The sequence below is a fragment of the bacterium genome, assembly GCA_041648665.1.
GTDB lineage: Bacteria > UBA10199 > UBA10199 > 2-02-FULL-44-16 > JAAZCA01 > JAFGMW01.
This window is the reverse complement of record JBAZOP010000082.1, coordinates 1-12992: the sequence shown is the minus strand read 5'-3', so window position 1 is coordinate 12992 and position 12992 is coordinate 1. Positions and strand designations below refer to the sequence as shown.

Below are 12992 nucleotides of genomic sequence, written 5' to 3'. Positions count from 1 at the left end.
CAATAGATCCGCAAAGATCAATAATCCGCTGACCGGTCTCAAACAATTCAAGAGAAAAACATTTATTAGATAGAGCTACTCAGATAAAGGCCCATCCCAATAATGGAATATCACTTCCTTTCCACTAATCTGTGCAACCTGCGCTGCATATATTGTTACAAACGCTCAAAACTCGACGATGACTCCAATCGATTCATCGTCGATCCGGGCAAGGTCGAGATCTTCTACAAGAAGGTCCTCGCTCACCTGAGGAGCTTGAGACAGAGAAAGGTCGATTTCTGCTGGACGGGCGGCGAGGTGTTTACGATTCCACTCAAAAGGATAAGGGAACTCGTCCGGCTCCAGAAAAAGATTTTCCCCAAGGGTTATCGTATTAGCAATACCTTCCAGACCAATCTCTATCATCTCACCGATGAGGCCCTCTCCTGGATCGTGAAACAGGGCAAATTGTTGCGCCTCGGCATAAGCATTGATTTCACGGAACGCACGCGGCCCGCGCGAAACGGAAAAGCATCCCAGGACCGAGTCTTTAAAAACATGCAGCGCCTGCGAAAAAAGAGGGTCAACTTCGGCCTGCTATGCGTGGTTACGAATCACAATATCGATCGAATGGAAGAGATATACGACTGGGCTTCGGAAAACGGCGTCAGTTTTCACTTTCTTCCACTGATGCACGGCTCGATCGGAGGGACTGCATCCAACGACATAGATTACAGAAAATAAGCAAGAACACTGGTCAAGTTGATCGAAAGATACATAATCGACACCAAGGCAGAGTTCGAATTCGCCAACGCAATGGCATATTCATGGCGCGTCCTCAAGGGCGCCAGGAGCGGATCGCTGTGCACGATATCGCCGCGCCTGTGCGCATCGGGCTTCGTATCGATCGACGAGAACTATAACATGTATCCCTGCCCCGAGCTGGAGGGAAGCGAGCTTAAGCTCGGCAATGCCTTGACGGATGACCTGAAACATATCTGGAGCAAGCGGCATGAAGTACGGCGGAGGCTCAGGCGTCGAATTGCCAGACTGGGAAACAGCCAATGCAGGGCATGCGTCTGGAAAGCGATATGCAACAAAGGGTGCCCAGGCAGCGCGCTGGCATATGGAAATGTGGATGGCCCTGATAAAGCAAACTGCACGATAAACAAGATCGTGTTCAAGGAACTTACGAAATTCTATCATGACCTCGGTTATCCAACGAGGGTCAACCCGAAGCTTATAGCCTGATAGGAAAGGGGGTCCCAAGACCCCAGATGAGGGCTGAAATCGGCCCAAAATCGCTCACCCCCAGCTCAGCCCCTTTAAATACATACTATAAATCAAATAGTTAGAATCTCAATCTGACCGGGATCATTGGCAGCGATCTTGCATTTATTTCTAGCGAGACATCGACTGGCTTTAACAGCTGAGGGGAGAATCTCAAGATGGCATTCGTAAAGACCAAAGACCAGATGCAGAACAGGGTGGGCAATTCCTATGGCGAACGCAGGACCGCGATGCAGAACCCTGCGTCTTCTGTAAACGCACAGCGGCCGGCTGTTCAGAAGTCACAGGATAAGTTCAGCAACTCTACCACAAACAGTCGTAATATAGACGTTTTCAGCTCTAATGCATCCTTCCGCACATCAGCTGCTCTACACGCACCGGGCATACCCTATAAGAAACCCGTGCACGAGCATTTGGAGCGCGGCACCGCCCCTGCGGATACGGGCAAGAAACCGCCCTCAGACCAGACGATCTTAAACTTCCTTGATAAAGTGATAGCGTCTGCGCCAACAAAACCCCAACTTCGCAGCAATGTATCTTTGAATTCCAAGGCCCTCAACAAGGTAAAGTCCAACCCCCAGAAGACCAATGTCGCAGTGAGGCCCGCCCTCCCAAGGACCAACAGGCCCATACCCACGCTTTCAAAGACAGCCACCAACAAGGCGTAAAATCGCGGTTTTCTCCCTTGCCTATGACGGCTTTCTATGTTAGGTCGCCCTTCTTTCAAAGGAGCGGCACCATGAAGGAAGCCATACACCCAAAATCCACAGACGTTACGATCAAATGCACCTGCGGGGCACTGTTCAAGTCCAGCTCAACCATGTGCAAGGACTTCAACGTGGAGCTCTGCTCCAAGTGCCATCCGTTTTTCACGGGCAAACAGCGCCTGGTCGATTCCACCGGCCGCGTCGATCGCTTCAACAAGCGCATGGAGAAGTTCCAGGCGCACCAGAACGCGAAGAAGAGCAAGGCAGCAGGGAACCAGTAGCTGTCTCAACCCACAACCAGGATGCCCATGGGCTGACACAGGCCCGTGGGCATTATTTTAGCCATGTTCAAGAAACTCGAAGAGGTCGAGAAGAGATTCGAGGAGCTCACGAGGCAGATGGGCGACCCTGCCGTGCTCTCCGACCAGTCGCGCTTTCAGAAACTCGCCAAGGAGCGTTCCGACCTCGGGGAGATCGTGGCCGACTTTCGCGAGTACCGCAGGACCCAGGAAGCGCTCGCCGATAACCGCGAGATGATGGACAAGGAGTCCGACCCGGAGATCGTGGAGATGGCCGGCTCCGAGATCCCGGCGCTCGAGGAGAAGATCGCCGATCTCGAGCAGAGGCTCAGGATACTGCTCCTCCCCAGCGATCCCAACGACGAGAAGAACGTCATACTCGAAATTCGCGCAGGCACCGGGGGCGAGGAGGCCGCGCTGTTCGCCGCCGACCTCTTCCGCATGTACGGCCGCTTCGCGGAGAACAATCGCTGGAAGGTGGAGATACTGGATCAGAACGCCACCGGGCTCGGCGGCATCAAGGAAGTCATCGCGCTCATCTCCGGCGATCACGTCTACAGCCAGATGAAATACGAGAGCGGCGTGCACCGCGTGCAGCGCGTGCCCACGACCGAGGCGTCGGGGCGCATACACACCTCCGCGGTCACCGTCGCGGTGCTGCCCGAGGCCGAGGACATAGACGTAGCCATCGACGAGAAGGACCTGCGCGTGGACGTGTTTCGCGCATCGGGCCCGGGCGGCCAGGGCGTCAATCGGACCGACTCGGCGGTGCGACTCACCCACCTGCCCTCCGGGCTCGTCGTGGCGTGTCAGGACGAGCGCAGCCAGCACAAGAACAAGGCGCGGGCCATGAAAATACTCAAATCGAGACTGCTCGATTTGGAGACGCAGAAGCAGGCGAACGAGCGCACGGCCGCGCGACGCTCCATGGTGGGCAGCGGCGACCGCTCCGAAAAGATCCGCACGTACAACTACCCCCAGAACAGGCTCACCGACCACCGCATCAATCTCAGCCTCTACAACCTCCAGCAGATCCTCGACGGCAGGCTGGGCGAGATGATCGACGCGGTCAGGATGCACTACCAGGCAGAGGCGCTGAAGACGGGCGATCAGAGCGAATAACAATATCCGGACGACTAACGCTGCGCATGAATATTTCAGAGGCGATAATCCGCGCGGAAAAAAAGCTGGCTGACTGCGGCGCGGACACGCCGCGCCTGGACGCAGAGGTGTTGCTGGCGCACGCGCTGGGCAGGAGCCGCTCCGGTCTCTGTCTCGTTCGCAAGGACCCCATTGATCCTGATATCGCAGAGAAATTCGACTCCTGGATAGACAAGAGGAGCAAGGGCTGCCCGGTCGCCTACATAACCGGCACCAGGGAGTTCTGGTCCCTGCCGATAAGGGTGAGCCCGGACGTGCTGATACCGAGGCCTGAGACGGAGACCGTGGTCGAGGAGGCTCTCAAGATCGCCCGCGCGCTGAAACGGCCGTGCGCGATCCTCGACGTGTGCACGGGCAGCGGCTGCATAGCGGCGGCTCTCGCGCAGGAGCTGCCGGAGGCATCCATCGTGGCGACCGACCTCTCGGAGAGAGCGCTCGCCGTGGCGCAGAGCAACCTATCCGGAGTAGGCAGGAAGGTGAAACTCCTGGCAGGCGATCTGTTCAGGCCGATCGAAGATCAGCGCCTCGGCCCCTTCGACGTGATCACTGCGAACCCGCCCTACATATCCGACAGCGAGATGCCCGATCTCCCCTGCGACGTCAGGGATTTCGAACCCAGGGCGGCGCTTGCAGCTGGGCCAAGCGGGCTTGATTTTATCTCGCGCATATTGAAGGATGCCCTGCGGCATCTGGTCCCGGGCGGATGGCTACTCATGGAGATCGGCGCGGGCCAGTCGGCCGCTGCGATCGGCACGGCGGCCGAGATCGACGGTTATGATACGATAAAGACCGCAAATGACCTCGCGGGCATCGAGAGGGTCGTGATGGCGAGGAAAAGCGCATGGAAAAACTGATCATCGAAGGCGGCCGTCCCCTCTCCGGGACAGTCAAGGTGAGCGGCTCCAAGAACGCGGCGCTGCCCATCATGGCCGCGACGCTCCTGGCCACGGGCGAGCACAGGCTCGAGGGCATACCCAAACTCCGCGACATCCGCACCATGGCGAAGCTCCTGGAACACATCGGCGCCGAGGTCGCGCCCGGCTCCGGATCGGACGACGGCTGGGGCGAGGGCTGGGACGGGTCGCTGCGCCTCAACGTCAATCGGCTGGGCGCGGTCGAAGCGCCGTACGACCTGGTGAAGACCATGCGCGCATCGGTGCTTGTGATGGGGCCTTTGGTGGGGCAGCTCAGGCGCGCGCGCGTCTCCTTGCCGGGAGGCTGCGCGATTGGTGCCCGGCCGATCGACCTGCACCTCAAGGCGCTCGAGACCATGGGCGCGAAGATCGAGCTCAAAGAGGGTTACGTGGAGGTCTTCGCGCGCCACCTCCACGGCGCGGAGATCACCTTCAACAAGGTGACGGTCACGGGCACCGAGAACATAATGATGGCCGCGGTGCTGGCCGACGGCGTCACAACCATGAGCAACGCGGCGCGCGAGCCCGAGGTGATCGACCTCGCCTGCCACCTGAGGGCCATGGGAGCGGACATAGAGGGCGCCGGCTCGGACAGGATAACCATCCGCGGCGTCGACAGCCTAAAACCCGTCACGCACAGGATCATCCCGGACCGCATAGAGGCGGGCACTCTCCTGATGGCGGCCGGCATCACGGCGGGCGAACTCACGATCGAAAACTTCCCCTCCGAGATGCTCGAGACCCTGATCGCCAGGCTCACCGAGGCAGGCATGACGATCGCGGTCGAAGGCGACAGGGTCAAGGCGTTCTCGTCCGGCAAGCTCCGCAGCATAGACGTCGCCACCGCCCCGCACCCGGGCTTCGCCACCGACCTGCAGGCGCAGTTCATGTCGCTCATGTCCGTGGCCGGCGGCACCAGCATCATCACCGAGACGATATTCGAGAACCGCTTCATGCACGTGCCCGAGCTCGTCAGGATGGGCGCGGACATCTCCATCGACGGCGGCACGGCCGTGGTCAGGGGCGTGCCCAGGCTCAAGGGCGCGCCGGTCATGGCCACCGACCTCCGCGCCTCCGCCTCGCTCGTATTGGCCGGGTTGGCCGCTGAGGGCACGACCGAGATACGCAGGATCTATCACCTGGACAGGGGATACGAGCGAATCGAGGAGAAGCTGGCCGCCTGCGGTGCTACGATCAGCCGCGAGTCCGACGAGCAGCCCCAGGCATAATTGGCATTTCACAATCCCTCGCCCCTGTGCTAGTATTCGAAGCCATATCCGGGGGGACTATGCAGCTGATTCCGCAGATATATCTCAAGGACGGCAAGGTCGTGCTCAAGGGAGGGGTGCGCTCAGCCCTCTTCTCCGAGGACCCGATGGCCACCGCAGCGGCGATGAAGACCGCGGGCGCCGAGACCCTCCACTTCGTGGACCTGGCCACTGCGGCGGTAGGCGCCAGCATCCATGCGCCGGTAATCAACAAAATCATACGCGAGCTCAAGATCGCCGCCTTCGTGGACGGGACGTTCAAGACCCCGCAGGCGGTGGAAGCGTACGTCAACGCAGGGGTGGATTTCGTGGTCCAGGGCACGCTCGCATATCAGCAGCCCGCCTTCCTCAAGGAGATCTGCGATCAGTTCCCCAACAAGATCGGCGCACACATCGACCTCAAGGGGGGCCACGTCACGATCCCCGGCTACGCGGTCGTAACCAAGAAGACGCCCCTCGACTACGCAAAGCAGTTCCTCGACGCCGGCGTGCGCTACATACTCTATTCCGACATCAGGGCGGACGGCACCATGGGCGATGAAAATTTCAAGAGCATCCTCGAATTCTGCAAGAACGTGACCGCGAGGATAACGATCACGTCGGAGATATCCAACCTCTCCGACATCCAGAAGATAATCACCCTCTCCGCGCCCCGCCTCGACGGCATAGTCCTGGGAAAATCGCTGACCGAAGACAAGATCGACCTCAAGAGCGCGGTGGTGATGGTGAACGATTTGATCATCGGCAGCGGAAACGAAGAGACGCTGGCAGACATGTAGGAGGAGACCATGTCCGAAGAATGCATATTCTGCAAGATCGCGAAGGGCGAGATCCCCGCTGAGAAGGTGTTCGAGAGCGAGAACCTCGTCGCGTTCAAGGACATCAACCCCGTCGCCCCGACGCACGTCCTGATCGTGCCGCGCGAGCACATCTCCACCCTCAACCACATGAAGACGGAGAAGGCGTCGCTCGTGGCCGAGATGATCATGGCGGCCAAGGAGATCGCCAAGAAGACCGGCGTCGCGGAGACCGGCTACCGCACGATCATCAACACCAACCGCCAGGCCGGCCAGGAGATATTCCACCTGCACGTGCACGTCATCGGCGGCCGTCCCCTCGATAAAATGGGATGACAGAGATAATCTCCATAAACCCCGCAACCCTCGAAACCCTGGGCAAGGTGCCCATAACCTCGCCGTCAAAGGTCAAAGAGCTCGTCGCCAACGCGCGCGCAGCGCAGCCGGCATGGGCAAAACTCGCCGTGCGCCGGCGCGCAAGATATCTCGACTCAGCATGCGAGTGGCTCCTCGCGAACGCTGAGGACGTCGCGCGCACGATAACCATGGACAACGGAAAGCCGCTCGCCGAGGCCATGGCCCAGGAGATATTCCCGACAGCCGAGTTCCTAAGATACGCGGCCAGGCAGGCGCCCCTGTTCATCCGCGACGAGACGGCGCCACTCGGAATTCTGCGGCTCATCGGCCGCAGATCCTTCATCGCCCACAGGCCGTGCGGAGTGGTGGGGATCATAGGGCCATGGAACTATCCGTTCGCCATCGCCGCAGGCCAGGCCGCCGCCGCGCTCGCCTGCGGCAACGCGGTGCTCGTAAAACCATCCTCGTGGGCGCCGATCGCCGGCGGCATGATCGGAGCGATGTTCCAGGCGGCCGGCCTCCCCGATGGGATTTTCTCTCATCTGCCGGGCGACGCCGAGACAGGGCGCTCGCTGATCAGCGCCAGACTGGACAAAATCGCCTTCACCGGCAGCGCGGCGGTGGGCAAGGACGTGATGCGGCTCGCGGCGGAGGGCCCCACCCCCCTCATACTCGAGCTCGGCGGCAAGGACCCGATGATCGTGAGGCAGGACGCTGAGCTCGACCGGGCCGCAAGCGCCGCGGTCTGGGGCGCGTTCACCAACGCGGGCCAGGCATGCGCCTCGGTCGAGCGCTGCTACGTGCACGAATCGATGTTCGAGGAGTTCGCAGAGTTATGCGTGCGAAAGGCGCTCGCGCTCAAGCAGGGCAACGGGCTCGATCCCGACGTGGACATAGGCCCCATGACCACGCCGGCTCAGCTGGAGCACGTGGAGGAGCAGATCACGGACGCGAAGGCGCGCGGGGCGAATATCCTGTGCGGCGGCGAGCGCGACCGCTCCCGCGCAGGGTACTTCTTCCCGCCCACGGTGCTCACCGGCGTGGATCACAGCTTTCCCATCATGCGCGACGAGACCTTCGGGCCGGTGCTGCCGATCATGCCCTTCTCTGACGACATGCAGGCGGTGAGGCTCGCGAACGACTCGGCCTACGGGCTCACCGCGTCGATATGGACCTCTGACAAGAGCGCCGCGAAGTGGATGATTCCTCTACTGCAGGCGGGCGTGGTCATGATCAACGACTGCGTCTTCGCGCACGCCATCCCAGGCGCACCATGGGGAGGGGTGAAGCAGTCCGGATTCGGCCGCAGCCACGGCAGGGCCGGGATCATGGAATTCCTCTACCCCGTGCACGTGCACGAGAACAGCTCCGCGCGCAAGTGCTTCTGGTGGTATCCCTATGACATGAAATTCCTGGAGATGACAGGCGGCCTGCTGAAGCGGATCAGGGCGATCCCGACCATCGTCAAGGCGATGCGCAGGCACAGGCTCTGATTCAGACTATCTTTTCGATGACGCCCTTCGCTATACCGTTGACCTCCGTCGCCCGCTTCTCGCTCCCCGCCTCGGTGTAAACACGGAATTCCGGAGCATTTCCGGACGGCCGAAGATGTACGACCTCGTCGGTCTCAAATGTGATTCTCAGTCCATCGGTGCGATCGACCGTTTTCATCGGACCGAAATGAGCGCCGAAATAGTCGTTGATCCCAACCGGAGTCAGCATCTCCAATACCGCAGCGCTCTTCTCAGGCGGGAAATTCCTGATCACGCTGCTTGCGGTCTCAGGTTGCGGCTCCGACGCCCTGAGCTCCGCCACACCCTTGCCCTCCTGCCGCGCGAGCAGGATGGTCGCGATTATCGGGAGGAACGAGTCCCGCGTGGGCAGGGCCTTGAGCACCCTGCCTGACATGCCGATGTCGGTGGCGGTCAGAAATCCCCCGTTAGCCTCGTAGCTCACCACCTTTTTGCGCTTCTCCTCCAAGGCCTCCATCATCGACGCGATCACATAGGGCGAACCGATGCGCGTGCGCCTGACGTCGGCGAAGAGGCCGGATCTCTCCAGCGCGCCGTTGCAGCTGACGGGCGCTGAGACAGAATCCGCGCCCAGATACTTCGCGACAAATATCCCCAGGACGTCGCCGCGCAGCCATTTCCCGTCGCGGCCGGCTATCAGCGGCCTGTCAGAGTCGCCGTCCGTGGAGATGATCGCGTCGAAACGACCCTCGCTCGCCACACGCCTTGCCAACTCCGCATCCTCCGGACGTATAGCCTCGGTATCGACCGGCATGAACTTGTCCGAGCGGCCGAGCGACGTCACCTCTGCGCCCAGCCCCTTGAGCACCCTCTCAAGCAGATCGCGACCCACTGCGGAGTGCTGATACAGGGCGATACGCCTACCCCTCAGCGCCTCCACGCCGAAGAAATCGACGTAACGATTGTAGAAGAGCTCCTCGGCTTCTTCCGTGGCCCCTGGCATGGGTTTTATGGCGCCCTGCGCGAATGAGCCGTCGGCATTGAAGAGGCCATCCGGTATCTGCACGACCTCTCCCCTTATAGCGGTCTCGTCTTCCTTGAGTATCTCGCCGGCGATCTTATTGAACTTGATGCCGTTGCGGTCGTCCGGGATATGCGAACCCGTGACCATGACCACCGGCATCCCCTTGAGTATCCCATAGTACGCCGATGCGGGCGACGGCACCTTGCCCAGGTTCACCACACTGCATCCGAGATAATCCGCGGCAGCGGCGCATGCAGCCATGATGCGGTCCGTGCTGGACCTCAGATCGCCGGCCACAGCCACGGCCCCCCCTTCCTTGAGCTCCCACCGCCTCATCAAGTACTGTAAAAAACCCATCGTATACGTGAAACAGACCCGGTCGGTCATGTCCTTCACCAGACCCCTGGCGCCGCTGGTCCCGAACTTCACCCCGCTCTGTTGCATCAGATCGCCTATCTTCACATTCATCATCTTTATCCTCCCGTTGCCGTCTCCGTCTCCGCCTCCAGCTCCACCCTGAAGCAACACGCCCGCCGGGCCCTCCGGCCTACCGGCGTGGAATGAAGGTGGCTTCTCGGCGAAGAGTGCTGCGCGCGGATGATTGCCGACCATTTTCATCAAGTCTTGAAAAGATGAGCTCAAGGTAATCTGGCCGTTGCCCGGCGGATGCCAGATCATCAGACATGGCGTGGGGCCTTGTGGAAATATTGCGACACCTGGCTTTCCTGGTATCTCGACCATGGGCTGCCCCTCGTTCAACAATACAAGGCGGCGTCATATAACGAGAGTTCTGGGAGCGCAAGCAATTTGAACATCTTCAGCGGACGATCATCCCTCTCCAAACACTCAAATCTTTGACTGTATTTTCTACGATGCCGATCATTTCGGTGATGTCGGGAGAGGACCGGAGGCCGCCGGAAGAATCGATGAGCGAGCTCAGGACCAGACCGGCCATCTGATCGCCCATCCCAAAGAATTTCTCACGATTTATGAATTGGGGCAACCAGCTCCCATAGGAAGACTTCAGCCACCAGTTGCAGTAGCGCGCCCTCCAATCATTGCCCATGATCGCGTGTGCGAAAGAGGTCTCCAGCGCATCCCCGATGTAGCTGAAAAGCATGGCGGGCAGTTTCGTCATATCCGCAAGCTCCATCCGCCGGCTGCTGAGCCTCCTCTGATCGGCGATATCAGCGTTGGCGAACGAAATCCTCCCGAACCGGTGTGCGCTCGCCCTCAGATAGAGATGGAGCAAGGAGTGCAGGACGGCATCCGCATCGGCGCCTCGCGAAATCAGCCCGAGGCGTTGCCGATAAAGCCCGGGAAACTCGACGGTATCGTGCAGATGCCACAGCTCGTGTTCGAGCGATATCGCCAAGAGTTTGTCGCGCATCGAATGCGTGTATTCCGGATCGAACGTGATGACCGCGTCGTTCGGCTCGAGACCGTCGATCCGATAGTTGGCCATCACCGTCTTGACGCTCTCCTCATCAGTCAAACTCGCGGTGAAATTCCGGTGATATCGCGGCACCAGGACGATGCGGCGAATGCCGAGGGTCTCCAGCCGCTCGAAGACGACGGAGAACCGACCTCCCTTCCCCAGCATGTTGAGGATCCTCCGCCCCTGTTTTTCCACGCCCATCGAAGGCGGCTGCCCCTCGAACCTCGGCTCGAAATTCCTCGGGTCCACGATGTCGAGGCTGATATCGCCGCGCGCGGATTTCAATGAAGCGAACTCATTGCCGTATGCGCGGACAAAAGAATCCGGCGAGGCGGCGTTTTGCACAGCGGGGAAGATCGCCCCAGCCGAAGACGCTGTGAAGGAGTTCGCGGGCAGCGCAAAAAACGGGATCGATTTTATCAGGGCCGACATATCAACCCACGTATCGGCTGCGCCCCGTTTTTGTTGCTATCTAAATACATTAATAATTACAAATAGATAGGGCTCAGACTGTCCCTCAGAGCAGTTCTATGCCCGCCTTTGCGCAATCGCGGCGCATGGCGTCGGGCCAGATCGCGGCCTGGACCTCGCCGATGTGGGCCTTGCGCAGAAAGAACATGCACAGCCTCGACTGGCCGATGCCGCCGCCGATTGATAGCGGCAGCTCACCCCTGAATATCCTGCGGTGATAAGGGGAGGTCTCCACACCGCGCATCGCCAGCTGCGCCTTGAGCGAGACCTTGTCCACCCTGATGCCCATCGAGGAGAACTCGAACGGGCAGCCCATCACAGGGTTCCAGACTATGATGTCGCCGTTGAGTCCCCTGCGGCCACGGCCGGTCTCGGTCCACCAGTCGTCGTAGTCGGGCGCGCGGCCGTCGTGGGGCCTGCCGTCTGCGAGAGGGTAACCGATGCCGATGACGAACACCGCGCCCTTCTGTCTTACGATCTTCTCCTCGCGCTCCTCGGGCGCAAGCCTCGGGTACGCCGCCTCCAGCTCCTCCGCATGCACGAAGTGGATGCGCGGCGGAAGCACCGGGTGCCCGAGCTTCGGGTACCTGCGGCAGAGGATGCGCTCGGTCCTTGCGATCACCGCGTAGATGGTCTTCACCGTCTTCTTGAGATAGTCGAGGTCGCGCTCCTCCCTCTTCAGTATCTTCTCCCAGTCCCACTGGTCCACGTAGACGGAGTGCAGGCTGTCCAGGCGCTCGTCCGGCCTGATCGCGTTCATATCCGTGTAGAGCCCCTCGCCAGGCTTCATGCCGTAATCGGCCAGCGCGGCGCGTTTCCACTTGGCCAGCGACTGCACGATCTCGGCCTCCACGCCCACGTCCTTTATGTAGAAGGAGGCCGGCCTCTCGATGCCGTTGAGGTAGTCATTCACGCCGCTCGCGGCCGAGACTGCGATCGGCGCCGAAACGCGCGTGAGCGAGAGGGCGCGCGCCAGGTGGTTCTGGAAAAAGTCCTTCACGAACTTGATCGCTATCTCCGTCTCGCGCAGGTGGAGCTTCGGCCTGTAGCCCTTCGGGATTATGAGCCTGGATTTCCTCGGATGCGCAGTCTTGGTCATCGTCGCCCCCAGATTGAATTATCTGAAAAAAATCGAGCCCCGGGTCAGTGCCCTGACAGAAGCCTCGCAGTGAGCAGCGCTATGCCGATCATCGAGAGGATGAACAGAGAACCGTAGAAGACGCGGGTGACCCACTTTGTGGAACCGGTGTTCTTGAGATTTCCCCACTGCCACCAGGGCACGAACTGATACGGCAGCTCCTCGGGCTCGGAGTCGCGGTCATACCATGCCATGCCGCGGCCGCCCTTCTTGCCCTTGAGGAATTTGGTCTTCTTCTGCAGCTGCTGCTCCAGAGTGATGCCGAGCTTCTCCGCTGCCTGGGCCTCGGCCCTGGCGAGCCCGAAGCGCCCCTTCGCAGCCTCCTGCTGGAACGCGAACTCGCTGCCGCGCGACGCGGCGAGTGCGAGGTACATGAGTTCCTCGCCCGTGAGCTTGCCCAGCATCTCCTTCGTCACCTGGCTGCCCGGCATCATGGCCTTGAGCTTCGCGAGCGCCTCCGCGAGTATGGAGAAACGGACGAACTTCTCGGTGCGGCCGTTGGCGAGGAGCAAATCTCCTATGAAGATCCCCTTGGCCCCCTTCTGCACGACGCCGCGCATGAAGAACTGCTTTATGTCTTCAAGCAGCGCCTTCTTGGCTACCGTGCGGTCCAGAAAATTGAGAAAGAACTGCTTCCATTCAGCCTCGGTCTTGGCGTTGAAGTGCGGCAGCCCATC

14 protein-coding genes are annotated in these 12992 nt (G+C 60.3%); 10 read left to right on the top strand and 4 right to left on the bottom strand.

The window, feature by feature from the left end:
* Nucleotides 1-102 precede the first annotated feature (102 nt).
* The 10 genes from WC683_16520 (at nucleotide 103) to WC683_16475 (ending at nucleotide 8265) form a co-directional block, all read left to right on the top strand.
* Nucleotides 103-723, top strand: coding sequence for a radical SAM protein (locus WC683_16520; GenBank protein MFA4974215.1), 621 nt, complete (start codon nucleotides 103-105; stop codon nucleotides 721-723).
* Between the two features lie 18 nt (nucleotides 724-741).
* Nucleotides 742-1230, top strand: a complete 489-nt coding sequence (locus WC683_16515; GenBank protein ID MFA4974214.1) for an SPASM domain-containing protein — start codon at nucleotides 742-744, stop codon at nucleotides 1228-1230.
* A 197-nt stretch (nucleotides 1231-1427) separates the two neighbouring features.
* A complete protein-coding gene (locus WC683_16510) occupies nucleotides 1428-1937 on the top strand; it encodes a hypothetical protein (GenBank protein ID MFA4974213.1) in 510 nt (169 codons plus the stop codon).
* A gap of 71 nt (nucleotides 1938-2008) precedes the next feature.
* Complete coding sequence (rpmE, locus tag WC683_16505) at nucleotides 2009-2257, top strand: 50S ribosomal protein L31 (protein ID MFA4974212.1); 249 nt, start codon at nucleotides 2009-2011, stop codon at nucleotides 2255-2257.
* A 63-nt stretch (nucleotides 2258-2320) separates the two neighbouring features.
* Entirely contained in the window at nucleotides 2321-3397 is a 1077-nt protein-coding gene (gene prfA, locus WC683_16500; GenBank protein MFA4974211.1) for a peptide chain release factor 1, read from the top strand.
* A gap of 26 nt (nucleotides 3398-3423) precedes the next feature.
* The gene (gene prmC / locus WC683_16495; GenBank protein MFA4974210.1) at nucleotides 3424-4290 is read left to right on the top strand and encodes a peptide chain release factor N(5)-glutamine methyltransferase; all 867 of its coding nucleotides are present in this window, start codon (nucleotides 3424-3426) and stop codon (nucleotides 4288-4290) included.
* Nucleotides 4278-5579 (top strand): UDP-N-acetylglucosamine 1-carboxyvinyltransferase, encoded by a 1302-nt coding sequence (murA, locus tag WC683_16490; protein MFA4974209.1) that lies wholly within the window; start codon nucleotides 4278-4280, stop codon nucleotides 5577-5579. The genes prmC and murA overlap by 13 nt, the downstream gene beginning before the upstream one ends.
* 59 nt (nucleotides 5580-5638) lie before the next feature.
* The gene (locus tag WC683_16485; GenBank protein MFA4974208.1) at nucleotides 5639-6397 is read left to right on the top strand and encodes a HisA/HisF-related TIM barrel protein; all 759 of its coding nucleotides are present in this window, start codon (nucleotides 5639-5641) and stop codon (nucleotides 6395-6397) included.
* Nucleotides 6398-6406: 9 nt separating this feature from the next.
* Nucleotides 6407-6751: a histidine triad nucleotide-binding protein gene (locus tag WC683_16480; protein MFA4974207.1), complete on the top strand. Its 345-nt coding sequence runs from the start codon at nucleotides 6407-6409 to the stop codon at nucleotides 6749-6751.
* Nucleotides 6748-8265 (top strand): aldehyde dehydrogenase family protein, encoded by a 1518-nt coding sequence (locus tag WC683_16475; protein ID MFA4974206.1) that lies wholly within the window; start codon nucleotides 6748-6750, stop codon nucleotides 8263-8265. Before WC683_16480 ends, WC683_16475 begins: the two co-directional genes overlap by 4 nt.
* A 1-nt stretch (nucleotide 8266) precedes the next feature.
* Here WC683_16475 and WC683_16470 read toward each other — a convergent pair whose 3' ends face one another.
* From WC683_16470 to WC683_16455, 4 genes are all read right to left on the bottom strand, one after another.
* The gene (locus tag WC683_16470) at nucleotides 8267-9946 is read right to left on the bottom strand and encodes a phosphomannomutase (protein ID MFA4974205.1); all 1680 of its coding nucleotides are present in this window, start codon (nucleotides 9944-9946) and stop codon (nucleotides 8267-8269) included.
* Between the two features lie 139 nt (nucleotides 9947-10085).
* A complete protein-coding gene (locus WC683_16465; GenBank protein ID MFA4974204.1) occupies nucleotides 10086-11138 on the bottom strand; it encodes a hypothetical protein in 1053 nt (350 codons plus the stop codon).
* Between the two features lie 85 nt (nucleotides 11139-11223).
* Entirely contained in the window at nucleotides 11224-12276 is a 1053-nt protein-coding gene (gene asnA / locus WC683_16460) for an aspartate--ammonia ligase (protein MFA4974203.1), read from the bottom strand.
* Nucleotides 12277-12320: 44 nt separating this feature from the next.
* The coding region (locus WC683_16455; protein MFA4974202.1) for a hypothetical protein at nucleotides 12321-12992 on the bottom strand (672 nt) is incomplete at its 5' end.